The following is a 23,372-nucleotide window of genomic DNA, read 5'->3' on the forward strand; positions in this document are numbered from 1 at the left end:
GCACCCCCGCGGGGCCAGTTCAACTCGATGGCTCGGATGCCAGAGCTTGAAGCAAGCGGCGCGATGCTGGATGTTGCGTCTCGGCGAGGAAGTCACCCCCGCCAAGGAGGCACCCAGCTTGAACCAGCCCGCAGCCATTCCCGGAGTCGATCTCGAGGTGCTGCGTGCCTGGATGGACGCGCAGGGACTCGCATCGGGGCCGATCGAAGACGTGGAAGCCCTGGGCGGCGGAACCCAGAACATCCTGCTGCGCTTCCGCCGCGGAAACGACGCCTTCGTGCTGCGGCGGCCCCCGCTTCACAAGCGCCGGAACAGCGATGAGACGATGCGCCGGGAAGCCCGCGTGCTGGGAGCACTCGCGGGCTCGGAGGTCCCCCATCCGGCGTTGATCGCGGCGTGCTCCGAGGAGGATGTCCTCGGCGCAGCCTTCTACTTGATGGAACCGATCGACGGCTTTCAGGCGCCAGCGGGCCTGCCCGCGCTTCACGCGGAGAGTGCGGCCATCCGCCATCGAATGGGCCTGTCGATGGTGGATGGCATTGCGGCCCTCGGCCGGATTGATTTCGTGAAGGTCGGGCTCGAGGGCTTCGGGCGACCGGAAGGTTTCATCGAGCGGCAGGTTCCGCGTTGGCAGCAACAACTCGCGAGCTACGCGGAGCTTCCCGGATACCCGGGCCCGGAAATCCCTGGGGTCGAACGGGTCGCCGACTGGCTCGAACGCCACAAGCCCACCGATTGGAGGCCCGGCATCTTGCACGGCGACTACCATCTGGCCAATGTGCTCTTCGAGCTGGAGGGCCCGGAGCTTCTGGCCATCGTCGATTGGGAGCTCTCCACCGTCGGTGATCCGCTGCTCGATCTGGGTTGGATGCTCGCCACCTGGCCAGACCCGGGGCAACTCGCAAGTGGGGTCGTCAGCGTCCAGCCTTGGGAGGGGTTCCCGAGCGCCGACGAGCTGATCGCGCAATACCGCCAGGGCACGGATCGCTGCCTCGATGGCATCGTCTGGTACGAAGTCCTGGCCTGCTACAAGCTCGGCATCATCCTGGAGGGCAGTCATGCGCGCGCCTTCGCCGGGAAGGCGCCGAAGGAGATTGGAGACCTGCTCCACCACCAGACCCTCGGTCTGTTCGAGCGCGCGCTGACCCGCATTGCCACAGCCTAGTTCGCGCCGACTCGTACTCGTTCGCGCCGGGTGACATCTCCAGGAAAGCTGGTCACAATTGGCGCCGCCCATCTGGGGAGGAGCCGTCCTTGCCGTTCGGAATCGCGCCGGAAATCCTGCTGGCCGGCACGCTTGCGCTCTACATGGCGTGGGCGATCGGCGCCAACGACGTGGCCAATGCCATGGGCACGAGCGTCGGCTCGGGCGCGTTGACAATTGCCGGTGCCATCGTGGTCGCCGGTGTGCTCGAGTTCAGCGGCGCGTTCCTGGCCGGCGGGCATGTCACCGACACGGTCCGCAAGGGAATGCTCGATCTGGATCTGATCTCGAGCGATCACCTCCGTTATGGCATGTTGGCCGCCCTCGCCTCGGCGGGAACCCTGCTGCTCGGCGCAACCCGGCTCGGACTGCCCGTCTCGACCACCCATTCCATCGTCGGCGCGATCGTCGGCTTCGGCACCGTTGCCATCGGGCCCGAGGCCGTGAATTGGGGAAAGGTCGGACAAATCGTCGCGAGCTGGCTGACCTCGCCGCTGCTCTCCGGCGTTCTGGCTTTCTTCACCTTCCAGATTCTCCGGGCCCTCGTCCTCGACCGCGAAGATCCCGCAAGTCAAGTTCGGCGTGTCGGCCCGTTCTTCTTCTTCTACGTGTTCTTCATCATCGGCCTCGTCACCCTGTTCAAGGGCCTGAAGAATCTCAGCCTCGACCTCGATCTTCCCCAGGCGATCGGCGCGTCCGTCGTCCTTGGCCTGGTGGGAATGGCGTTTGGCACCGTGGTGCTGCGGCGGGTCCAGAACCGTCCGGGGAACGCCGAGGACCGGTTCAGCCAGACGGAAAAGGTATTCGTCGTCCTTCAGATCCTCACGGCTTGTGCGGTCGCGTTTGCCCACGGCTCCAACGACGTCGCCAACGCCATCGGCCCTCTGGCGGCCGTCGTCAGCTCGCTCGATGGCGCCACCGAAGTTGCCCGGAAGGCCCCGGTGCAGCCCTGGATGTTGGCCATCGGCGGCCTCGGAATCGTGCTCGGGTTGGCAACCTGGGGCTACAAGGTCATGGAGACGGTGGGCAAGAAGATCACCGAGCTCACGCCCAGCCGCGGTTTCGCGGCAGAGCTGGCGGCCGCGACCACCATCGTCCTGGCCTCGCGTTTGGGCATTCCGGTCTCGACCACACACACCCTCGTGGGGGCTGTGTTGGGTGTCGGCCTGGCTCGTGGCATCGGCGCCATCGATATGCGCATCGTCGGACACATCGTCGTGTCGTGGGTGGCGACCCTGCCGATCGCCGCCGGGCTGGCCATCTTCTTCTTCTATTTCTTCAAGGGCTTGCTGAGCCCGTAAGGAGGCGACGTGTCCTGGATCGACAAACTCGTGGGCCGCTCGCCGATTGGCCCGATGCAGAAGCATATGGAGGCTGCTGTCGCCTGCGCCCGACAGATCGTACCGCTCGTGGAGGCCATGGCGTCCGGTGACCAGGAAGCCGTTCGCCGTTGCCGTGCCGAGATCGACCGGCTCGAACACGAGGCAGATGACATCAAGCACGAGATCCGCAGTCATATGCCCCGCCGCCTGATGATGGCCATGGAGCGACGGGACATGCTCGACATCCTCGACCAGCAGGATTCGATCGCCGACGTCACCCAGGATATCGCCGAGCTGGCGGATCAGCGAAACATGCATCTCCCCGAAGCGCTTGCCGGACCCTTCCGCGAGCTGGCCACGCGGGTCGTGGCGGCCTGCGAGCAGGGCCAACGGATCATCGACGAACTCGACGAACTGGTCGAGACCGGCTTCGGTGACCGGGAGGTGGCGCGGGTCGAAGAGATGATCGGCGAGCTCGGCCGCATCGAAACCGACACCGACGTTTTGCAGGACCGTGCCGCGCGCACGCTCTTCGCCATGGAAGACGAACTCGGAATCAGCACCGTCTATTGGCACCAGACGATCCTGTGGATCGCGGACCTGGCTGACTACGCCGAGCGGGTCGGCAACCGCCTCCGCTTGCTGATCGCAAGTTAGGCGACCCTCGGAACGTCCCTGACAGAAACCGGGGGCGCCTTCTCGCCTGGCCCCAGCCTAGATGCCGAGGCGACTCAGCTGCCGCGTGATCGCGTCCACGGTGGTCGTAAGGGTCGGATGGCTCGTCTCGAGGGCGAGCAACAGATCCCGGAGCTTCTCTCCCAGCCCGTCGCCGCCGGAAAACTCTTCGCCAAGCGCCTCATCGATTTCGCGCCCCACCTCCGCCAGACGAGCCCGGAGGTCGGGATCGAGGTCCTCGGTCTGGTGCAGCTCTTGCTCGAGCTTTCGAACCGCCTTTTTCAGATCATCTTGACTCAAAGTACCTCGCTCCTCGACCCATGTGCGTCACGGGATGGAACCCGAATTGAGAACTCTCTACAGACCCCTAGGATAGCCGTACCGCGGAAGTGCTCACCCCCAATCGGAGTGGCAGGGTCGCCAGCCTGCTGTCCCCGGGAGGACCCAGGATCATCCGACGCTTCATCTCGATTCTTCTGTGCCTGAGCCTTCCGCTCGCCGGCTGCACCTCGTTCGCCCTGTCCCGTCAGACGGGCGTCCTCCCGATCCCGAAGCACGAGCGAGCGAGCGAGGCGGCGCTTCTCGTGGAGCGATTCGAGTTCGACGAGGACACCCTGACGACCTTTCACGATCGGGCAAAGTGGAGAGAGCTCCTGATTGCCGGTCTCGATCAATCGAACATCTTCGCGACGGTCGGCGAGGCCGAGCGCGGTGCCTCCGATTTCGAAGGCTACACGCTCTCGGGCACGGTTCGCCGGTTCCGTTTCGAGAAGAACTGGGTACCGACGTTCATCCCATTCCACGTGGCCTTGAGTTTCTTCACCCTGGGCGCGTACACGATCTTTGGCGGCCCGACGACCGGTACGGCCGTTCGAATGACGGTCGATTTCGAGCTGAAGGACGCGTCAGGAGAACTCGTCACGTCCTTCAGGGAGAACTACGCCTCGACCCGTGCCGTCAACATCTACACGAGCGACGCCAAGAACCCCTACAACAACCCGAACGTGGCCCTGGCCAGCTTCATCGATGCCGCGGCCGGAAAACTCGAGGCCGCGCTGCAGCCATAGCTCCAGAGAATCGGCCTCCGAAGCCATGCGGCAACGCACTTCGCAGGCTGGTCAAGACCCCAGGCTCCCGCGTTGGAGCCCACGGAGGAGCCGGCAGGGCGAACCAGCCCGGACGCGCCTACACTGCGGGCCAGGAGGATTTCACGTGCGCACCCCGACCTCAGTCATCGCCCTGTTTCTAGGTCTCCTGCTGACCCTCGGCTGCTCGACGACCCGTATGCTGGAGAGCTGGAAGGCATCGGACCTGAAGGCCTCGGATCTCCAGTTCGAGCACGTGGTCGCCATCGCGATCGTGAGCAGGGAGTCGCAGCAGCGCATCGTAGAGGACGCACTCGTCGCCTCGATGAGCCGCTCCAATGTGATGCCGGCGTACTCCCTTGTGAGCCAGGAGGATCGGGGGAATGTGGACCGGATGCGGGCGGCACTGGAGGAGCACGGGATGGATGGCGCCGTCACCGTGCGGCTGGTCAACGTCAACGAGAGGGAAACCTACGTTCCTGGCACGACCAGCTACTACGCGGGCGGCTACTACGGCCACTACGGCCGCGTGGGCGTCCCCATCTACGACCCGGGTTACTACCGAAGAGACACCTACGTCAAGGTGGAGACCAGCCTGTACAACGTGGCCAAAGGCAAGCTCCTCTGGAGCGGCGTGAGCGAGACACTGAACCCCTCGCAGGTGGACGGGATGATCCAAGGTATCGTGGAAGCGGCGGGCAAGCGGCTCGAGAACGACGGGCTGATCCCGTAGCGCTTTCCGACAAAGCTGCGGGGCCGACAGCCGGACCTCTCGGGGCCTGGCGGTGGCGGCTGCTCGGCGCTTCGCTGCTCGCCTTGTTGGTGGGCCATGCGACGGTAAACGGTACGGCTCTCGAAGACGCCGTGATGGGCCCGCTAGGGCTCGTCTTCATCGGCGCTCTCGTCTGGGCGCTCGACCCGCGACGCATTCCGCGAGCGCTGGCCGTACTGCTCGTGGCGCCGATCCTCGTTGGCCTTCTCGGCTTCGAGGAGCGCTGGGCCGCAGCCGCTGGCTCCTGGTATCACATCCCGCTGTTCCTGGTGGCAACCTGGGCAGTGATCGACCGGGCGGTGCATGCAGAACACGCGGACAAGGACGTGGTGGTGGGCTCGATCTGTGCCTACCTGCTGGCCGCCATCACCTTTGCCGCGATCTACGCGGGAATCGAGCGCGTCTTGCCCGGCGCGTTCTCGCTAGGTGAGGATGCGGGAGAGGCGCGGGATTTCGGCCGGCTTCTGTACTTCAGCCTCGTCACGATCACGACCCTGGGCTACGGCGACGTCACCCCCGTGCACCCGCTTGCCCAGACGCTGGTATCCCTCGAAGCGGTGCTCGGCATCCTCTACCCGGCGGTCATCGTGGCACGCATCGTCGAGCTGGCAACGCAAGGAAACACGCGCGTCTTCGCACCGGCGCCCGCCGCGGGCGAGCGATTCGGCGGCCGCTACCGGCTGCTAGCGCTGCTGCTGGTCGGGACGCTACTCAGCATGCCCTTGATCCAGGCAAGCCCCTTCGGGGGCTTCGGGCTCGGAGCACTGCTCTTCGTACAGTTGCTCGGCGCCCTCTACGCCACGGGGAGCCGAGGGATCGTTGCCTGGATCGCATGGGGACTTGGCGGAATTGCCATGCTAGGCGGCCTCTGGCCCGGAGAGTCGGGCAACCCTGTTGCACGCATGGGACTGGTCGGAGAGGTCGGGTTCTTCCTGGTCGCAACGGGGGCCCTGGTCAACTGGCTTGCGCGTGAGCGCAACGTCACACGCGAGGTCTTGTTCGCTTCCCTCGCTGCCTACTTGATGTTGGGCTTCTCCCTGGGCGCATCGTTCCGCCTCGTGGAGTTGTTCCATCCGGGTGCGATCTATTTCCCCGGCGGCGTCTCGGGGGGCAGCCTCGGCCACACCTACTTCGGCTTCATGACGCTCACGACGACCGGCTTCGGCGAGATCCGGCCCGCCACGCCCATCGCCGAAAGCCTGGCCACCCTCGGAGCGCTGATCGGAACCTTCTACCCGGCGGTGTTGCTCGCACGGCTCGTCTCCCTGGGCGCATCCCCAGAGCCGAAACCATGAGAAGAACCTCCCCTACCGGCCGCCCGGTAGGCCGTCGCGAATCCTGGCGGAGAAGCCGGCGTCGATCGGCGAAGTCTGGGCCCGGGCGGAAATCGCACTGACACGTCGAAGCTCGTCGAAGGGAAGGCTCGTATCGACGGTGCCCCGCTCGTAGCCGAGCTCGTCGAGGCGGCCGTTCACGAGGATGCGCCAGTCGAACGGCCTGTCTGCCGCCAGATGTTGGACATGGCGACGGATGGTCGTGGTGCAGTTGTGGCTTGCCGCGTTGTACCAGCGCGGCTGCTGAGCAAGGCGATCGATCGTCTCCAGATAATCGACGAGCAGTGCGCGCGCGGCTTTCGCCGACGTCTGGAGCCGATACAGGTACACATCCTCCCCCCGATGGTGGGTACGAAGGCCGATCACGTCTCGCTCGTCGGCCACGACGTAGTAGAGCTCGAACTGGCGGAAGAACCCGAGCACGGCAGAGTAGCTCTCGTCGGCTTCCTTGCGGGTCTCGATGGAAATCGCCAGAGGCGGTCCGTCTTCGAAGGTCCAGCTGACGATAGTATGAGCGATCAGCGGTGAGCCCCAATAGATCAGGTAGAAGTCGATCCCCGTGACCTTGGAGAGGTCGATCGTGCGCTCCTCCCAGACCGGATCGAAGTCCGTCTCACTGCGGAAACGAAAGTTGCGGACGTTCTGGATCGTCGCCCGATCGCCGTCGAAACTCACAGTGGCCGGGTGCGCCACATCGGCGGTCCAGACCCGATCGTTGCTGGGCTCGAGTGAGCCCCACCAGAAAAGGACCAGCAGGAAGAGCAGCCCGAAGCCAGCGAGGCCGCGCACGGCAGGCCGGACACGGAGCAGCAGGCCGAGCGACAGCACGACGAAGCCCAGGGCGAGCCCGCCCGCGGCCGGCCGGGACGTGGGGCCATCGAACCATACTGCAGCGCCACCCCAAAGAATCGCGAGCGCAACCGCTGCGCCGATCAGGATACGTATGAGTCGCATCCGGTGATTCAAGCATACGTGGCTGCAATCGCGAGGGGGAAGCGTACACTGCGCTACCCCCTCATCAGGAGTGCCCTCGAGTGAAGCCCCGGATCGTTCTCATCCTCTTGCTTGCAATGCTCTGCTGGGCCGGCTGCCTCAGCACTTCTCGAGAGAGCGCCATCGGCGATCAGGAGGCGGAGAAGGCCGAGAAGAGCATGGGGCTGGTCACGGATCCGATCCCGCTCGCCTATGTGCGCAGGATCGGCGAGCGACTCACCGCGGTCTCCTCGCGGCCGGAAGGGCCCTGGAGTTTCAAGATTGCGGATTCGGAGGAGCCGAACGCCTTCGCCCTGCCGGGAGGCCATGTCTATGTGACCCGGGGGCTGCTCGCCCTGATCAACTCCGAAGACGAGCTCGCCGGGGTGATCGGTCACGAGATCGGACATGTGACGGCACGCCATAGTGCAAAGCAGGTGGGAGCCGCCGTGCTGACGGCGCCCGTCACCCTGGCCAGCGCCATCACCGGAATGGCCGTTGGCCTGGTGAGCCCGCTGTTGCGCGATGTCGTAAAGGGAACCGGACAGCTCGTCACCAAGGGCCTGGTGCTCGCCCCCTTCGGACGGGTGCAGGAAACCAGGGCCGACGAGATCGGCCAGACCCTGGCCGCCCTGGCAGGCTACGACCCGGCGGGCCTGCCGCGCTTCCTGCATACCCTCGGGCGCGACATCGAGTTGCTGGGGGTCGATGAAAGCCATTTCCACTTCCTGAACAACCATCCGATGACAGAAGACCGCGTGGCGAAGACGGGAGCGAGGGCGAAGACATTGACGAGGGGAACGGGCGCTCCTCTGGCACACACGGCGGCGGAGTTGTTCGCCAAGCTCGATGGGCTGTTGGTCGGCGCCGACCCGGCACAGGGCGTGTTTCGGGAGAGTCTCTTCCTGCATCCGGGCCTCGATCTGGCGATCGACTTTCCCGAAGGCTGGGAGACCGTAAATACGCCCGAGGCAGCAGGCGCCGTGAATCCTGAGAAGGACGCGGCCGTGGCCCTGCGGCTGGTCGCCGCGGACACGACCCTCGATGCAGCGCTGGCAAAGGCCGCGAAAGAGCAGAAAGGCGTCGTGTTCGAACGCAGCAAGATCCGGGGGCTCCCGGCCGCGCGAACCCAGCATGCATCGGGCGGACACAACGCGGACATCACATTGATCGGCTTCCGTGGAGATGTCTTTGCAATCGTCGGACAGAGTTCGGAGAGGGACGCGAAATCCCTCGAGCCAATCTTCGAGAAGACCAGTCGCAGCTTTCGGGCGCTACGGTCCAGCGAGCGTGGGTCGATCCGCGAATCGCGCCTGCGCGTGCGCACGTCGCGCAGTCAGGAAACCGCCAGCAGCCTCGCGAAGCGCACGGGTTCGACCTGGTCGGCCAAGGAGCTGGCGGTGGCGAATGGTGTCGAGTTCGAGGCCCACTTCTTCAGAGGCCAGAGCGTGAAGGTGGCCGTGCCCGAGCCCTATTCGCGCTGACTGCGCGGGTTCAGCCCTGAGAAGACGGAGGGTGCGACCTGCGAGCGCGGCGCGGTGAGTACGGCGGCGCGAAAGGCGTGCAATGCAGGGCGGAGATCCACCGAGCCGGACGATGGCACGGCTACGCTGTAGCGGCCGTGCTCCAACTGGGCCCAGCATTCCGCGAAGCCCGAGGCCTCGGCTGCCCGGCGGGCAGTCTGATGATTCAGAGACGGCAGCTCGATCGCCAGACGGTCACGCCATCGCCAGAAGTCTCGAACGAGGGCATCGCCATCTCCGCGCCCTGCACTTCGCATCAGCTCACGAAAGAGCTGGGCTTCCGAACCGCGGCGCCATTCGCGGCGGGCCCGCCACCCCAGGAGCAGGCCCGGCAAGCGAGTGCGGGCCAGCTGCACCGTGAAGATCACGCCGAGAATCGTCAGCAGGAGCGCCAGGCGGTGTTCTCTGGTGAATGCCTGCAGACGGTCGAAGCCCGCGCGCCACCGCGTCCAGGGATCGGCCGGTACGACGAGGCTGGCCTGATCCGGTTCGCCTGTCACCTCGAAAGCGCGATCCTCGAGGATCTCGGTCTGGAGCGCTCCAGAACCAGGGTCCCACCAATGCAGCTCGATCGCTGGCAATGCGAATTCGCCGGGGCGTTGCAGCACATAGGTGACACTCTCCACACGCTCGCCCTGGTACTGCCCGCGGTTGACCTGATCGGAGGTGCGCGGTTGGTCGGCGTAGACGGCAATGCCCGGTGGCACTTCGAAAACCAGATCGGGCAGCAACATTCCAAGAGCACGATCGGCGTTCATCCTCACCGTCCGCTTCACAGCATCCCCGACCATCAACGCGTCGAGAGGCCGGCTCCATTCGTCGCGCACGCGGAAGCGCGGAGTGGTGACCAGGCCTTGGATCCCTTCCGCCTCGGCCGGGATCACGACGTTCAAGCGCAGGGGTGGCGTGCGCAGGGTGAAGGGTGTTCCCGCCTTCCCGTCGCCGCCTGCGATTCCGAGCCGGATCTTCAGCGAAGGGATTTCCAGCCTGCCCGCTCGCTGCGGGAAGATCACGTAGCTGCGGCGCTGGGCCGCGAAGCTGACGCCGTCGATGCGCTCGGTGAAGTTGGTGCCGAGCTGCTCGGGCATCAAGGCGACGGCGCCTTCCAGAACGAGTTCCGGGTAGGCGGGGGCCTTGCTGAACCAGGTGTCGGTCAGGATGTCGATGAAGAAGCGGGTCTGCTGACCGATCACCACCTGGCGGGCCGGTTCCGTGCTGACCCTCACGCGGAGGCGACCCTCGTTCATCAACTCGCGAGGCGTCTGCGCGTCGGCCAACATCGGGACAACGAGGACGAGCGCGACCAGGAGTACGCGCTTCACGGCGCACTCCCTGTCGGATCTTCTACCTGGTCTTGATAGGAGAACTTGAGCCTCAGGAAATCAGCGGGTGTCGTCTGTACCCGACGCATCCACATCTCGCGCAGCTGGGCCTCACTCAGACCCTGGGCGCGTGCTTCTTCGGAAGTCATCTCGCCTTTGCCCTTGGCGCCCTTTTCGTCGAAGACGATCTTGTCCGCCTCGAGCTTGCCACCGGTACCCCCCGCGTCCTCGTACTCCTTCTGGTCGAGTTCGAGCAGGCTCTGGACCCAGTCGAGATTGAAGGCCGCCTCGGGGAACTCGGGCTGGAGAACCAACGCACGCCGATAGGCAGAGATCGCTTCGGGCAGTCGCTCCTGACGAGCCAGGGCATTGCCGTACTGGAATTCTCCGCGCGCCGTATCCAGCACCGCCAGGGCAGACGCCGCCGAGGCCATGTCCTCGGCTTCATAGTAGGCGAGCCCCTTCCACAGACGATCCTCGAAGCTTCGGGCGGCCCGCAGCGGCTCACCTCGCTCGAGCCACAATCGGCCTTGCTGGTCGGGCGTCAGGAACCAATCCAGGGAAGGAGAACATGCGGTCCCCCCGAGCAGGAGCAGCACCACGGCAAGCCTCGTCATACCCGCCATTGCACCGTCCATCCACGCCGGAACCAGAACAGCATGCAGAAGGCGACCGCCCAGGCCAACGGATACCCCGCATCGTGCCAGGCGAGGGCCTCATCGCTGTCGATCGTATCCACCAGATGAGTTCGGATTCGGCGGCTCAGGGCCGTGACATCAGCTTCGTCCAGGGTGGCCTCGAGCAGGCTTCCGCCCACAGCCGTCGCGATGGCCTCGAGACCCGCGTGGTCGACCGGCGGTGCAAGCCGGTCGCTCGCAGGCAACGAGGAAAGGTCGAGACCCTCGGTCGCGATCTCTCCTCCCTCCGGCCCGCCGAAGGCCAGCAGGATCACCTGGTCGCCCGTGCGCTGCGCAAAGCCACCGAAGGCATCGGCGGCGCTTCGCTCGATCCCGTCGCTCAGGAACAGAACGGTGCCAGCGACGCTTTCGCCCGCCAGCAGTCGCTCGGCCAGGGTGAGAGCCTGGGTCGGGGCGTCGCCCGGCTGTGGCATCAGGTTCGGATGCAAGGCCTCCAGGTAGACCTCGAGCAGCTCCGTATCATCGGTAAAGGGCAACAGCTGGTGGGCGCTGCCGGCATAGCCGATCACCGCCGTTCGTGCGCCGCGGCGCCGCTTCAGCAGATCGCGCACCTTGTGGCGGGCGCGCTCCAGGCGGGTGGGCTGTTGGTCCGTGCCCAACATACTGGGGGTGAGCTCGATGGCGATCACGAGCGGAGCCTCGTCCTGGGTGAAGGGCGTGATCTCACGATTCCAGGTCGGACCGGCAACGCCGAGAGACATCAGCACGGTGAGCAGCGTCATCAGCTGGTAGGGACGGATCGGCTTGCGCCCCCGTCCTGCGACCGTCAGATGCTCGAGCAGCTTCGGCGCGATGGCACCCTGCCATTGGAGCGTCGCGCTGTAGGCGCGGCGCAGACGTGTATGAAGCCAAAGGGCGTAGGGAATGAAGATCAGCCACCAGGGACGCAGGAAGTGAAAATCCAGATCAAGCACGACTTGGCGCTCCCACACCGGGCAGGCGCAGCATCGCATTGAACAACACGACACCGAAGATCAGCAGGCTCCCTAGCGGAACCCAGTAGAGTGCCCGCTTCGGTCGGTAGCTCTGGGTGTCGACCTTCTCTGGTTCGAGCTGGTCGAGCTCGGCGTAGACAGCCTCGAGCTGCTCGCGATCCAGCGCCAGAAAGGATCGGCCCCCGGTAGCCCCGCTGACACCCTCGAGTGCATCCGTATCCAACGCCTTCTCACCGACCGTGGCTGGATCGCCCATCGCGATGGTGTGGATCGTAATTCCCTCTTCGCCCGCGATCTCCGCGGCGCGGTGCACGGGCATCTTGCTGCCGGAGTCGTTGCCGTCGGTCAGCAGGATCACGACCTTGTTCTGCTTCTCACTGGCCTCGAACAGACGAACCGCCAGACCGATGGCATCACCGATCATCGTCTGGGCACCGGCCATCCGCGGCTGCATCTCCTCCAGAAGCGAGCCGACCACCTCGCGGTCGTCGGTGAAGGGTGCCTGAAGGAACGCCGACTGGCCGAATACCGCCAGGCCCAAACGGTCGGTTTCACGGCGGGCAATGAAGCCCGCGACCACTTCCTTCACGGCTTCCAGCCGGGTGATGCGCAACGCATCGGAGCCCGAGAAATCCTTCTCCTCCATCGATCCCGAGAGATCCACGATCAGCAGCAGATCCCGGGCGGGAAGCTCCTTCACGATCGGCTCGCCCACCCAGACAGGCCGGGCGAGCGCGGTCACGATGAGGAACCAGCCGATGATGTGATAGAGCTTCTGCCAGTTTCGCTTGCGGATGACGACCGCGCCTGCGGTCGGAAGCTTGCCGGTCAGCTCGACGAGTCGCTTGAAGAAGGGTGCGCGCACCGCCTCGCTCTCGTCATGGAACTCGGGCGCCAGCCAGATGACGAGTAGCGGCAACGGCAGCAACGCGAAGGCCCAGGGCAACTCAAATGCGAGCATGGTGGCCCTTCACCCAGGCTCGGCTCGCGGCGACGAGGCGGGATGCGGTAGACGCCGACAGCTCGCGGACCGCGTTGGGATCGTACGGCAGGAGGTCGAGGCATTCGGCGTCCGCTGGCTCGAAGCATCCGCCGTTCTGGTTGAGCCACTCTACCCAGATCGCTCCGTGCAAGCCTGCCACTTCATCGCGAGGAAAGGCGGCGAGAGCGGTCGCCCGGAGGACGAGCGGAAGCCCGGCCAATGCCTCCGTCCCACGCCCAATGGCATCGATGCGGCTCAGCGCCTCCCTGCGGTACCGATCTCGCTGCCAGCTACGCCAGCGCAACCAGGCAAACCAGGCGAGGATCAGAAGCAGGATCGCGCCCGCGACGAGCCAGCCGGGAGTCGCCGGAAGCCAGGAAACGGCCTCCGGAAGCGGGAGCTCCTTCAGCCCCCACATCCGGTCGCTGCCGAACTCGGCCACGCTCAGCGCCTCTGTCCGAGCAGTTCACGAAGCTGCCCGGCCACTGGCTCCGCCGTGCTGATTGGCAGCATCGGGATGTTCCGCCTGTGCAGCTCCTTCCTTCCTGTATCGACCGTATCCTGGAAGGCCTGTGCGAATCCGCTGCGCAACCGGCGATCCCGCGCGTCGAATTCGAGTTGCAGATCGCCGTCGCTGACCACCAGCAACGATGCATCCGGCAGTTCGCGTTCGAGCGGGTCGTAGACCAGGAGCACCAGCACGTCGTTATGCCGGGTGAGACGTCGCAGCAAACGAGAGGTCTCTTCGTCGGCCCCGTCCAGATCACTGACGAGCACGACCAGGTGATCGTGGCTCGCGAGTCGGATGGCCCGCTCGAGCACCCGGTTCAACTGCGCCGGATCGGAACGCTGGCCGCCGTCCGCACTGAGCAACCGATTCATGCGTTCGAGTTCGTGCAGGATGGCCATTACGCGCGCCTTGCTGCGATGGGGCGGAACCTCGACTTGCTCGGAATCGTTGAACACGATCGCGCCCGGTCGATCGCCTTGGGAGAATACCCGCCACACACCGAGGGCCGCGGCATGGGCCGCGGTCACGGACTTCATCTGGATCTTGCTGCCGAAGAACATGTTCACGCGCTGATCCACCAACAGCAGGGTCCTGCGGTCGCGTTCCTCCGTGTAGACGCGCGTGTGCGGCTTGCGCATGCGCGCGGTGACCTTCCAATCGATGTCGCGGATGTCGTCGCCGGGCAGATAGGCACGTAGCTCATCGAAATCGAGGCCGCGCCCGCGAATCCGTGATGCGCGCAGACCCGCGAGCTGGCTGGTGAGGGGCTGACGAGGCAGGAAGCTGAAGCCCCGGCCCTGGTATCGGAGCTTCACCAGTTCGCGGACCGCTACGTAGGCGCCGTCTTCCATCCCTCGCCTCAGGGTACAGCCACCAGTTTCGCGATCTCGTCGATCACCTGGTTGGCAGTGATGCCGTCTGCGCTCGCTTCGTAGGATAGAGAGATGCGGTGGCGCAAGACTCCGTGCATCACGGCGCGGACGTCCTCCGGCGTCGTGTAGTCCCGCCCCTCGAGCCAGGCCCGGGTGCGTGAGCCCCGATCCAGGTGGATACCGGCGCGAGGACTGGCACCGAGCGAAACCCAGCCCGCAAGCTGCTCGGAGTAGCGGTCCGGGTAGCGCGTCGCGAAGACCAGGTCGACGATGTATTGCAGGATCGGATCGGCGATCTGGACTTGGTCGATCTCAGCCCTGGCCTCGAAGACGGCGCTTTGGGCAACGGGGGCAGGCGACTCGTCCGCACTGGCCTGGCGTGTCTCCCTTCGCACCAACTCGATCACCTTCGCCTCGGCGGCCTCGTCCGGATATCCCACCTCCACGTGCATCATGAAGCGGTCCATCTGGGCTTCGGGCAGCGGGTAGGTGCCTTCCTGTTCGATGGGGTTCTGGGTCGCCATCACCATGAAGAGTTCCGGCAGCGGATGCGTCGTTCCGGCGATCGTGACCTGCCGCTCTTCCATCGCTTCGAGCAGCGCTGCCTGCACCTTTGCCGGCGCTCGATTCACTTCGTCCGCCAGCACGATGTTCGAGAAGATCGGCCCCGGCTGATACCGGAATTCGCCCCCGCCTCCTTCGCTCGCGTAGTACACCTCCGTCCCGGTCACATCGCCCGGAAGAAGATCCGGCGTGAACTGGATGCGCGAAAGATCCGCTTCCAGATTCTCCGCCAGCGCCTTGACCGCCCGCGTCTTGGCCAGGCCCGGCAGGCCCTCGACCAGGAGGTTTCCGTTCGCGAGCAAGCCGATGATCAGCCGCTCGACCATCTCGGCCTGGCCGACGATGGACTGGCCGACCTGCTCGCGAAGCCGAAGAATCTCATCTCGTGCGGACATGGGCCTCCCGCCAGCTCATTGCGCCAGCTGCCGCATGACGTCGCCAAAGATCTGGTCGATGGTAAAGGATGCGGGGCGCTGGCTCGGCGGGAACTGACGCAGCGAGCCGAGGAACCGAACCACCACGTCCTGTGCCTCGAAGATCCGCGGCACCCGATCCGTCCACCACTCGTTGTACGAGTTCGAGTCCGTATCGGCCTTCTCGTAGGGGTCACGCCGGAGGTGGAAGATCTTCGGAATTCGCAGGAAGACGAAGGGCTCCCGCCAGACATCGAAGCGACGAGCGCGCTGCTCGGCGAAGACCAGTTTCCAATCTCCGACCCTCGTGCCTACCAGGAGTCCGTCGTCGTTGAAGTAGAGGAACTCCTTCCGCGGGCCTTTCTCGGCCTTGCCGGTCAGGTGAGGCAGGAAATCGTAGCCATCGAGATGCGCCCTGAACTGTTTGGTGCCAGCCTGATGACCCTTCAGCAACCGGCCCTTGATATCAGGGATGCCTGCCGCTGCGATCAGTGTCGGTGCCCAGTCGAGATGAGAAATGATCTCGTTCGACACCGAGCCCGCCGCGATCTTGCCGGGCCAGCGCACCATGCCCGGCACACGGTAGCCGCCCTCCCAGTTCGTATTCTTCTCGCCGCGGAAGGGCGAGTTCGCCGCATCGGGCCAGGTATTGTAGTGGGGCCCGTTGTCGGTCGAGTAGACGACGATCGTGTTCTCTGCGATGCCCAGCGCATCGAGCTTCACGAGCAGGTCTCCGACCTGGCGATCGTGGTCGACCATCGCGTCCGAATAGAAATCCTGGCCGGAGGTGCCGCGAATGCTCTCCGGAATATGGGTCCGGAAGTGCATCCGGGTCGAGTTGAACCAGACGAAAAAGGGTTTGTCCGCCGCGTGAGCTCGATCGATGAAGCCGAGCGCCGCATCCAGGAACTCCTGGTCCACCGTTTCCATGCGCTTGCGCGTGAGCGGTCCGGTGTCTTCGACTTTCCCGTCCACGAAGGAGCGGATCACGCCACGCGGGCCATACCGTTCGCGGAATCCAGGGCGATCCGGATAGTCTTCGTGTTCCGGCTCCTCCTCCGCATTCAGGTGGTAGAGATTGCCGTAGAACTCATCGAAGCCGTGGTTCGTGGGTAGGAACTCATCCTTGTCGCCGAGGTGATTCTTGCCGAATTGCCCGGTGGCATAGCCGGCGGGTTTCAACAACTCGGCGATCGTCGGGTCCTTGGCCTGGATGCCGAGTTCGGCCCCGGGGACACCGACCTTGGTGAGGCCGGTACGAAAAGGGCTCTGGCCCGTGATGAAGGACGACCGCCCTGCAGTACAGCTCTGATCACCATAGTAATCCGTGAATAGCATGCCTTCGTTGGCGATCCGATCGATATTGGGCGTTCGGTAGCCCATCATGCCGCGGGTATTCACAGATAGGTTGCTGAGCCCGATATCGTCGCCCCAGATCACCAGGATGTTGGGCTTGTCGGCAGCCTGAGCGCCTCCCGATACGAACAGCGCGAACAGCGCGAGCCCGAGGATCCTCTTCATCGTCATCCCTCCAGATGCAAGATCAGCCGGCAGGGTAGTCCAACGCGGACGGGATGTGCTGGCTACGATCCGATGTTGAGGATGGATCCCCGGGATTGGCTCTGCCATGCGGTCCGGGGCCATTCAGCGTATGGCATCCAATCGGTTCGCAAGGCCGCCGTTCGGCTCACGTTCCTACGGTGCGAGAGGCACCTTCTCTGCCAGACCGAACTGCACGGTCGCGTGGAGCTTGTTCTCGAGCTGGTAGTACCGCAGCACCTTCACCTCCGGCAGGACCCGGCGGAAGCGCTCTACGTACGAGTTGCGCAAGCTGGAGCGATCCTTGCCGATGTCGAGCGACTCGGCGAGGAGACCGCGGGCGGTTTCATCGTCGAGAGAACGCCAGGTCTCTGCGTAGATCTGGATCAGCTCGGCCTTGCGCAGGTGGAGTTCGCCGAGATCGTCCTGGAACTCGTCGTAGAGTGGCCAGAAACTCTGCGCCTCTTCCTGGGTCAGGTCCATGGCCGTTGCGATGATGGCTTTCTTCTCGGCTTCGGCAGCCGCCTTGGCGATGACCTGTTGGGTGGTCTGCGCGGCCAGGGGTGTACTCCGCGCAAAGACCAGAAACAGACCGCAGACCATCAGCGCGAACACCCGCATCGCTTTCCTCCTGGGAACCGGGCCAGAAGCGTAGCGCGGCTCGACGGCCTTTATTTCCCGAGCGCCACCCGGGCTGCCGGGCTCGGAGCACGCCGGAGGAGCATCGGATCGCCCCCGAGGCAGGCCGTCCCCACGAGCCGGCCCACCAGGCTGAGAGCTCCGGGTGCCCTCAGTCTGCCGCCTCTGCGATCTCCGCCTCGAGCAGATCGAAATGCTCGTACAGGATTCGCTTCACTTCTGCGATCATCTTCGGGTGTCCCTGCACCGAGTGACCCGAACGCACGACGAGTTCCGATTCCACATCCTCCAGGTGCGCACTCTCGTAGGCCACGACGCCATCATTCAGGTCCCGGAGCGGGCCGTCACCGGTGACCGAGACGATCGAATGGGCGCTCACTCCCCTTGCTTCCTTCAGGGAGCCGAGCGCAACCAGGAACCGGTTGCCCGGCGTCATGTTGTCGAGACTCGTAGGCATCCGGCCAAGGCGAAGGCGCATCCGCAGATCTTCGTTGTTCGTGATCATCTCGGTCACCCGTCGGGAGAGGTCGAGAGGAAGGGTGATGAAGCTGCCAAGCCAGCCGGCAATTCGGCGGCGCGCCTGGTAACTCCCGCCGTGAGGCGTCGAGACGTACACGACCCGGCGCACGAAAGGCAACGCTTCAACGAACATCGCACGCGTCAGGAGTTCGCGTGTCTCATCCGATAGCTCGAGTTCGGAAATGTCTCGATCCGAGACGCCCTCCCAGAAGACACCGTCGGAGTTCACGGCCTGGAGCTTGGTCAGCAGACCACCCTGGCTATGGCCCATCACGAGCATGTGCTGAAGGGCCGGATCCGTACCGCTCGGATCGAGATCGGACACGGTTTCGCGCAACGCCTGCCGGAGCAGGCTTCCCGAATAGAGAATGGGATTGCCGGTGTTGTAGAAGAAAAGCCAGATCTGGATCCGGTCGCCAACGGTGGGATCCCCTTGCAACTCGTTCACGAGTTCCGCCCACCGGCCCGGCGACGACGCGGTTCCATGAACGAGAACGACCGGAACGCGGCCGGGACGGTAGGGATGCTGGAGGACCAACCCATCCTGCCGCTTGTCCTCGAAGGGGGTGAAGTCGCCGCTGAAGAACCCTCCGAATTCGAGGTTCCAGATGGCAGGATTCTCGAGACCAAAGGCCAGGGCCGTCGTCGGCTCGTACTCGAGAGGCACCCGGCGATCACCGATTCGGACCTCTTTCGAGCTGTCCATCACGTAGATCTCGAGCGCCGCGGAGACCTTCCCGGTCATCACGGCAGTCCGGGGTTCCTCGATGCGAAGGAGTGCCGTGATGGGGACCCGCATCTTCGGGCCCACGCGATGACCCGTGGCCTCCCCCTCGGCCCGCTCCACCGCGGCCGCGAGCGGGGCACCGATCCCGACGCGGCGATAGCGATTGCGCAGGCCCCGCACCCGCAGTTCAGCGCTCGGTACGACGTTTCGCATCCGGTAGCCGGACCAACCAAGATGGGCGGGGTCGACCTCGAGAGCGATGTACCCGTAGGGCAGCTCCCAACGATTCTGCACGGAGGAGAAGTCAGCCTCGCTCCTACCCGAAAACCCCAGGGCCAGGCCGCGGTTGTAGAGTTCGGCAGCAAGACGAAGACCAGGGTCGAATGGATTTGGCCTCGCCTGATCCTTCTCGGGGAACAGATAGGCGTAGGCAGCCAGAGCAGCGGCCCTGTACCAGATCGGGTCTCGCGTCGCGTCGCCGTGGGCGAAGCTCAATTCCGCCAGCCCGAGCAACCGTTCGGCCGTATCCGGCCCGCCCAGCCCGACCCGGACCCTCTCGAGCGCTTCTTCGGGCGTGTCTTCGAAGGCTTCGATCAGTGAAAGCCGATCGAGAAGCTGACGGGCGCGAGCGCTCGGCGCCGGGCCGGTGAGGATGGTGCTCGTGAGTTCCCGACGCAGCCTCTGCGGTTCGACCTGGTCCACGCCGACCGGCGTGGCGCAGCCCGCCGAAGAAAGGGCTGCGACCAGAAGAAGGAACCTTGCGGCCATGGTTGCCTACGGTGGCGGAGCCCAAACGCGCTGTCGACCCGAAGGCTGTTCGACGGGGAGAAACCCGTGGGGCGACTGCGGCGTTCGGCGCCAGATACGGGCTCGAGCCAGGGGGCAGCTACAGGGGCCGTTCCGGACAGCCGACGAGAGCCCATGTCCCGCTCGCCGGCCGTCCGTGTCAGTGCCGCGCTCGACATGTTCGAGTTGCTGGAGACATTCGAACCGGGTTCGCGTGCACGGGTCTGGGCACGGGTTCCCGAGCCAACCCGGGAGCTGATCGACTCCCTCTGGCGCACCCAATGGATCCCCCTCGAGCATGACCACTACCTGCCCGAGGCGATCGTCGCCGAGTTTGGAGCCGAGAGGAGCCGCGATCTCTTTCGGCGCGCGGTTCCTTCCATTGTCGAGAAGCCGATGCTCGAGCCCCTGATCTTCGGGATGCTTCGTGTCTTGGGAACGCGCCGGGCACGGATGCTGACCGTCATCCCCAAAGGCTGGGGCCTGGTCTTCCGCGATCTCTGCGAGCCGCGAATGGGTATGTGTCGCGATGACGAAATCGAGGTGATCTTCGACTCGATTGCGCCTGAGGTCCGCGAATACCCGACCTATCTCGACATGTGGGAAGGCGTATGTCTCGGGTTGCTCGATCTCGCGTGCCCGGGTGGCTCATTGGATTTCGAACGGGCGCCGGACCGCTCCCGAGTCATCGCGCGCTTCCGTGGGTAGGGCAAAGCGGTCGGGCCAGGATCCTTCGTCCGCCCTCCATCGGGCTCTCCGGGCACCCGTCTCGAGCGACCAACCGATGTGGATCAGCGCAGGGCTTCCAGCTCCACGCGCCGGTTGCGAGCCCGCCCCGCATCGGTCCCGTTGTCTGCAACGGGGCGACCTTCGCCGTGACCGACTTCGTCCAAACGCGCGGCCGCGATGCCATGGCCGACAAGGTAGTTCGCGACCGCGGCGGCGCGCCGCTCGGACAGGCCCTGGTTGTAGGCATCGGTTCCGATCGAATCCGTGTGCCCTGCAATTCGAACCCGCGTCTCGCGACACTCGCCCAATCGCGAGGCAACCGCGTCGAGGACGGTTCGGCCCGTTGGCAGGATTTCGGACCGGTCGAACTCGAAGTGGACGCCTTCGAACGTCACGGTCTCGTGGCAGGGATCAGCGGCCACCACGGGGGCCGGCATCGGCGCCGGGGCGGGCCCCGGTTCGGCGGAGGGCTCCTCGGCAGGCGTCGCTGCCGTCGTCTCCTCGGCTGCGCGATCCTGGAGCGCGTAGCAGATCCCGTAACCGGCAGCGCCGCCCACCAGGATCCCGAGCGCGCCGTAACCCATGATCGAATCCCCGTCATGACGACGGTCGTTGCTTGCGCCGTAGGCCGCCCCGCCTCCACCGCCAAGGCCGGCACCGATCGCCGCGCAGGTGGCAGGGGGCGGTGTCGATGCACAGCCCGCCGTGAACAGAAGGATCGCAAGAATCAATGCCATCGTTGAACGCATTTCAAATCTCCTGGTTTGGCCATCTGGCGTGTGTCCAATGCCATCGATCGAGGACGGCCATCCGATGTTGATATCAGCAGCGTGCCGAAAGCGCCATTCGCAAAAAAAACCTGAGGGAGGGACAAGCCCATCGACGTGGGTCGAGGGGGATCAGACGAGTTCATCGCCCACCGGGAGGATCTGGCAGCAATGCAGGACCCGGATCCGGGGGAAGGATCGAGATGAGCATGGCTGCCAGCGACCGATCCTGGCGAGGTAGTATCCCGCCATGGCAAAGACCGAGTTTGATGTATGCGTGATCGGCACCGGCGCGGGCGGTGGTGTAATGATCGACCAGCTCACCGCCGCGGGCCTCCAGGTCGTCGCCCTCGAACGCGGCGGCGAGCTCAGCATGGCCGATTTCGACGACGACGAGCTGCGCAACCCGATCCGGGACCAGATCTTCTCCCCCCACCAACTCGAGACCTGGCGACCGGACGAGGCCACGCCCACCCAGACGGGGCGTTTCAGTCAGATCGCGCATTGCGTGGGCGGCACCCTCACCCACTGGGCGGCCTGGTCCTGGCGCTTCCGACCCGACGAATTCCGGGTGCTTCCCGCGGAGGGCCCGGTCGCCGGCGCGAGCCTCGCGGATTGGCCGATCGGCTACGACGAGATGGAGCCCTTCTACGAGAAAGCCGAGTGGGAATTTGGCGTCTCGGGAACAGGCGACGCGAACCCCTTCGCCGGCCCCCGCAAGAAGGGCTTCCCCAACCCCGCGCACCCCGAGCGTGTCACGGGACAGGTGTTCGCGCGGGGCGCGAAGAAACTCGGCTACTCGCCCTTCCCTGTTCCGATGGCGATCAACTCGCGTGCCTATGCCGGGCGCCCGCGCTGCATGTACGGTGGCGCCTGCCGCTCCTACGGCTGCCCCATCCATGCCAAGGGCACGACCTTCTCGATCTCCTTGCCGCGTGCACGAGCGACGGGAAACCTCGACCTCCGACCCGGCGCGATGGTCGTCGGGCTGCCAATGAAGGACGGACGCGTAGTCGGCGCGCGCTACCTGGACGCCGCGGGGACGATCCATGAAGTCCGTGCGCGCCAGGTCATCCTCGCCGCGGGCACCGTGGGAACGCCCCACTTGCTGCTGCTCTCGTCGTCCGGCGAATTTCCCCAGGGCCTCGCGAATGGCTCGGGGCTGGTCGGCAAGAACCTCCAGTTCCATCACCATCCGGGGGCAGTCGGCGTCTTCGACGACGACCTGCGCGCCTACACCGGTTTCGAGACCCACACGGCCATCGACGACTTGCACGCGAGCGACGCGAAGCGCGGTTTCATCCGCGGCGGCGTCGTCGCCGAGCTGAACACCTTCACCCATCGCCTACTCGCTGGTGCTCGAGCCCGCCCTGCGCGGGGCCGAGCGTTCCTGGGGCGCGACGCTCAAACAACGGCTCCGGCAATTCCCGCGAACACTGGTGCTGGCCGGCATCTGCGAGGAGCTGCCGATGGAAGACAACCGGGTCGATCTCGACCCGGTCGTGAAAGACCGCTTCGGCCTGCCCGTCCCGCGCTTCACCAAACGCCAGCATCCGAACGATCTGGCAATGTTCCGCTGGTACGAGAAGAAGCTGGCCGAGATCGTCGAAGCCGCGGGAGGAAAGCAGGTCGCGACGCGCATCCCCGACCTCTCCATCGACGAGAACACCCATCAGAAGGGCAACGCCCACAACCACGGAACATGCCGGATGGGCGATGATCCCTCGAAGTCGGTCGTCGACAAATTTTGCCGCAGCCACGAGGTGCCGAACCTGTGGATCGTGGATGGCAGCGTGATGCCAACCAACGGCGGCTACAACCCGACGCTGACGATCCTGGCCAACGCCTACCGGGTCGCCGACCACCTCCTGGGCGAAGTAAAGAGGCAGAGCCTGTGACGGATTCGCGTCTCTCCCGCCGCCAACTCCTGAAGGACGGAACCCTCCTGGGCGGCGGCCTCTGGCTCGGCAGCCAGATCCCCTTCCCTCGCGCCGCACGAGCGGCCGCTGCGTCGGACGAGCCGGAAGTCTTGACCGCTGACGAGTGGAAGAGCCTCGAGGCGATCACCGCGCGCATCCTGCCGACGGATGATCAGCCCGGGGCGAAGGAGGCGGGCTGCACCAACTTCATCGACAAGGCCTTGTTGCATGAAGAAGCGGCGGCACTTCCTCTCTACCGGACGGGCCTCGCGGAGATCGAGGCCACAGCGGTGACACGCTACGGCAAGGGATTCGCTTCCCTCACGGAGGCGGAGCAAGACGCTCTGCTCGTTGACGTAGAGCAGACCGAGTTCTTCGAGACCGTGCGTGTCCACACCCTGATCGGCTTCCTCGCGGACCCGAAGTACGGCGCCAACCGGGACTTCTCAGGCTGGCGGGTCGCCGGCTACCCGGGGCCGCGGCATCGGCGAGGCGGCTACACACCGGAGCAGGTGACCGGCGCGGCCCCGGTTCGGGCGATCTGGGAAGACGAATAGGACGCG

The 23,372-nt window shown here is 65.2% G+C and carries 24 protein-coding genes; 11 read left to right on the forward strand and 13 right to left on the reverse strand.

Going from position 1 to position 23,372, the window contains the following annotated elements; translation table 11 throughout:
* Positions 1-172 precede the first annotated feature (172 nt).
* From GY937_17100 to GY937_17110, 3 genes are all read left to right on the forward strand, one after another.
* Positions 173-1,165 carry a phosphotransferase family protein gene (locus GY937_17100; protein MCP5058423.1) on the forward strand — a complete coding sequence of 331 codons (993 nt, stop codon included), beginning with the start codon at positions 173-175 and terminating at the stop codon, positions 1,163-1,165.
* Between the two features lie 143 nt (positions 1,166-1,308).
* Complete coding sequence (locus tag GY937_17105; GenBank protein MCP5058424.1) at positions 1,309-2,505, forward strand: inorganic phosphate transporter; 1,197 nt, start codon at positions 1,309-1,311, stop codon at positions 2,503-2,505.
* A gap of 9 nt (positions 2,506-2,514) precedes the next feature.
* A complete protein-coding gene (locus GY937_17110; protein ID MCP5058425.1) occupies positions 2,515-3,183 on the forward strand; it encodes a TIGR00153 family protein in 669 nt (222 codons plus the stop codon).
* Between the two features lie 57 nt (positions 3,184-3,240).
* Here the strand turns inward: GY937_17110 and GY937_17115 are convergent, their stop codons facing one another.
* A complete protein-coding gene (locus GY937_17115; GenBank protein ID MCP5058426.1) occupies positions 3,241-3,501 on the reverse strand; it encodes a DUF4404 family protein in 261 nt (86 codons plus the stop codon).
* A gap of 89 nt (positions 3,502-3,590) precedes the next feature.
* Here GY937_17115 and GY937_17120 point away from each other — a divergent pair, with 89 nt between their 5' ends.
* From GY937_17120 to GY937_17130, 3 genes are all read left to right on the forward strand, one after another.
* Complete coding sequence (locus tag GY937_17120; GenBank protein MCP5058427.1) at positions 3,591-4,268, forward strand: hypothetical protein; 678 nt, start codon at positions 3,591-3,593, stop codon at positions 4,266-4,268.
* A 145-nt stretch (positions 4,269-4,413) separates the two neighbouring features.
* Entirely contained in the window at positions 4,414-5,019 is a 606-nt protein-coding gene (locus tag GY937_17125; protein ID MCP5058428.1) for a hypothetical protein, read from the forward strand.
* An 89-nt stretch (positions 5,020-5,108) separates the two neighbouring features.
* Positions 5,109-6,353, forward strand: a complete 1,245-nt coding sequence (locus tag GY937_17130; GenBank protein ID MCP5058429.1) for a hypothetical protein — start codon at positions 5,109-5,111, stop codon at positions 6,351-6,353.
* Positions 6,354-6,365: 12 nt separating this feature from the next.
* On the opposite strand, the gene GY937_17135 is transcribed toward GY937_17130, so the two are convergent.
* Positions 6,366-7,346 carry a DUF4105 domain-containing protein gene (locus GY937_17135; protein MCP5058430.1) on the reverse strand — a complete coding sequence of 327 codons (981 nt, stop codon included), beginning with the start codon at positions 7,344-7,346 and terminating at the stop codon, positions 6,366-6,368.
* Positions 7,347-7,426: 80 nt separating this feature from the next.
* On the opposite strand from GY937_17135, the gene GY937_17140 reads away from it, so the two are divergent.
* Positions 7,427-8,848: a M48 family metalloprotease gene (locus GY937_17140; GenBank protein ID MCP5058431.1), complete on the forward strand. Its 1,422-nt coding sequence runs from the start codon at positions 7,427-7,429 to the stop codon at positions 8,846-8,848.
* On the opposite strand, the gene GY937_17145 is transcribed toward GY937_17140, so the two are convergent.
* The 10 genes from GY937_17145 to GY937_17190 form a co-directional block, all read right to left on the reverse strand.
* Complete coding sequence (locus GY937_17145) at positions 8,836-10,209, reverse strand: hypothetical protein (GenBank protein MCP5058432.1); 1,374 nt, start codon at positions 10,207-10,209, stop codon at positions 8,836-8,838. The genes GY937_17140 and GY937_17145 overlap by 13 nt on opposite strands.
* Positions 10,206-10,826 (reverse strand): tetratricopeptide repeat protein, encoded by a 621-nt coding sequence (locus GY937_17150; protein ID MCP5058433.1) that lies wholly within the window; start codon positions 10,824-10,826, stop codon positions 10,206-10,208. The genes GY937_17145 and GY937_17150 overlap by 4 nt, the downstream gene beginning before the upstream one ends.
* Entirely contained in the window at positions 10,823-11,821 is a 999-nt protein-coding gene (locus tag GY937_17155) for a VWA domain-containing protein (protein ID MCP5058434.1), read from the reverse strand. The genes GY937_17150 and GY937_17155 overlap by 4 nt, the downstream gene beginning before the upstream one ends.
* Entirely contained in the window at positions 11,814-12,803 is a 990-nt protein-coding gene (locus GY937_17160) for a VWA domain-containing protein (GenBank protein MCP5058435.1), read from the reverse strand. The genes GY937_17155 and GY937_17160 overlap by 8 nt, the downstream gene beginning before the upstream one ends.
* Positions 12,790-13,266 (reverse strand): DUF4381 domain-containing protein, encoded by a 477-nt coding sequence (locus GY937_17165; protein MCP5058436.1) that lies wholly within the window; start codon positions 13,264-13,266, stop codon positions 12,790-12,792. Before GY937_17165 ends, GY937_17160 begins: the two co-directional genes overlap by 14 nt.
* 2 nt (positions 13,267-13,268) lie before the next feature.
* Positions 13,269-14,186: a DUF58 domain-containing protein gene (locus tag GY937_17170; GenBank protein ID MCP5058437.1), complete on the reverse strand. Its 918-nt coding sequence runs from the start codon at positions 14,184-14,186 to the stop codon at positions 13,269-13,271.
* An 8-nt stretch (positions 14,187-14,194) separates the two neighbouring features.
* On the reverse strand, positions 14,195-15,166 hold the full coding sequence (locus tag GY937_17175; GenBank protein ID MCP5058438.1) for a MoxR family ATPase: 972 nt from the start codon (positions 15,164-15,166) through the stop codon (positions 14,195-14,197).
* Between the two features lie 15 nt (positions 15,167-15,181).
* Complete coding sequence (locus GY937_17180; GenBank protein MCP5058439.1) at positions 15,182-16,711, reverse strand: arylsulfatase; 1,530 nt, start codon at positions 16,709-16,711, stop codon at positions 15,182-15,184.
* Between the two features lie 168 nt (positions 16,712-16,879).
* Positions 16,880-17,344 (reverse strand): hypothetical protein, encoded by a 465-nt coding sequence (locus GY937_17185; protein ID MCP5058440.1) that lies wholly within the window; start codon positions 17,342-17,344, stop codon positions 16,880-16,882.
* A gap of 169 nt (positions 17,345-17,513) precedes the next feature.
* Positions 17,514-19,376, reverse strand: coding sequence for an alpha/beta fold hydrolase (locus GY937_17190; protein MCP5058441.1), 1,863 nt, complete (start codon positions 19,374-19,376; stop codon positions 17,514-17,516).
* Positions 19,377-19,529: 153 nt separating this feature from the next.
* Between GY937_17190 and GY937_17195 the strand changes: the two genes are divergently transcribed.
* Positions 19,530-20,102: a hypothetical protein gene (locus GY937_17195; protein MCP5058442.1), complete on the forward strand. Its 573-nt coding sequence runs from the start codon at positions 19,530-19,532 to the stop codon at positions 20,100-20,102.
* An 83-nt stretch (positions 20,103-20,185) separates the two neighbouring features.
* Here GY937_17195 and GY937_17200 read toward each other — a convergent pair whose 3' ends face one another.
* Complete coding sequence (locus GY937_17200) at positions 20,186-20,872, reverse strand: OmpA family protein (protein MCP5058443.1); 687 nt, start codon at positions 20,870-20,872, stop codon at positions 20,186-20,188.
* Positions 20,873-21,140: 268 nt separating this feature from the next.
* Here GY937_17200 and GY937_17205 point away from each other — a divergent pair, with 268 nt between their 5' ends.
* The 3 genes from GY937_17205 to GY937_17215 are packed head-to-tail and all read left to right on the forward strand — an operon-like array spanning position 21,141 to position 23,366.
* A complete protein-coding gene (locus tag GY937_17205) occupies positions 21,141-22,610 on the forward strand; it encodes a hypothetical protein (protein MCP5058444.1) in 1,470 nt (489 codons plus the stop codon).
* Complete coding sequence (locus GY937_17210) at positions 22,393-22,788, forward strand: hypothetical protein (GenBank protein MCP5058445.1); 396 nt, start codon at positions 22,393-22,395, stop codon at positions 22,786-22,788. The genes GY937_17205 and GY937_17210 overlap by 218 nt, the downstream gene beginning before the upstream one ends.
* Complete coding sequence (locus tag GY937_17215) at positions 22,785-23,366, forward strand: gluconate 2-dehydrogenase subunit 3 family protein (protein ID MCP5058446.1); 582 nt, start codon at positions 22,785-22,787, stop codon at positions 23,364-23,366. The genes GY937_17210 and GY937_17215 overlap by 4 nt, the downstream gene beginning before the upstream one ends.
* The last annotated feature ends 6 nt before the right edge of the window (positions 23,367-23,372 follow it).

Source organism: bacterium (assembly GCA_024228115.1).
GTDB lineage: Bacteria > Myxococcota_A > UBA9160 > UBA9160 > UBA6930.

Excerpts from the sequence above, each read along its gene's own strand:
- GY937_17100 (MCP5058423.1), top strand. The coding sequence starts at position 173 with ATGGACGCGCAGGGACTCGCATCGGGGCCGATCGAAGACGTGGAAGCC.
- GY937_17105 (MCP5058424.1), top strand. The coding sequence starts at position 1,309 with ATGGCGTGGGCGATCGGCGCCAACGACGTGGCCAATGCCATGGGCACG.
- GY937_17135 (MCP5058430.1), bottom strand. The coding sequence starts at position 7,346 with ATGCGACTCATACGTATCCTGATCGGCGCAGCGGTTGCGCTCGCGATT.
- GY937_17150 (MCP5058433.1), bottom strand. The coding sequence starts at position 10,826 with ATGACGAGGCTTGCCGTGGTGCTGCTCCTGCTCGGGGGGACCGCATGT.
- GY937_17160 (MCP5058435.1), bottom strand. The coding sequence starts at position 12,803 with ATGCTCGCATTTGAGTTGCCCTGGGCCTTCGCGTTGCTGCCGTTGCCG.
- GY937_17170 (MCP5058437.1), bottom strand. The coding sequence starts at position 14,186 with ATGGAAGACGGCGCCTACGTAGCGGTCCGCGAACTGGTGAAGCTCCGA.
- GY937_17175 (MCP5058438.1), bottom strand. The coding sequence starts at position 15,166 with ATGTCCGCACGAGATGAGATTCTTCGGCTTCGCGAGCAGGTCGGCCAG.
- GY937_17180 (MCP5058439.1), bottom strand. The coding sequence starts at position 16,711 with ATGACGATGAAGAGGATCCTCGGGCTCGCGCTGTTCGCGCTGTTCGTA.
- GY937_17185 (MCP5058440.1), bottom strand. The coding sequence starts at position 17,344 with ATGCGGGTGTTCGCGCTGATGGTCTGCGGTCTGTTTCTGGTCTTTGCG.
- GY937_17190 (MCP5058441.1), bottom strand. The coding sequence starts at position 19,376 with ATGGCCGCAAGGTTCCTTCTTCTGGTCGCAGCCCTTTCTTCGGCGGGC.
- GY937_17195 (MCP5058442.1), top strand. The coding sequence starts at position 19,530 with ATGTCCCGCTCGCCGGCCGTCCGTGTCAGTGCCGCGCTCGACATGTTC.
- GY937_17200 (MCP5058443.1), bottom strand. The coding sequence starts at position 20,872 with ATGCGTTCAACGATGGCATTGATTCTTGCGATCCTTCTGTTCACGGCG.
- GY937_17205 (MCP5058444.1), top strand. The coding sequence starts at position 21,141 with ATGGCAAAGACCGAGTTTGATGTATGCGTGATCGGCACCGGCGCGGGC.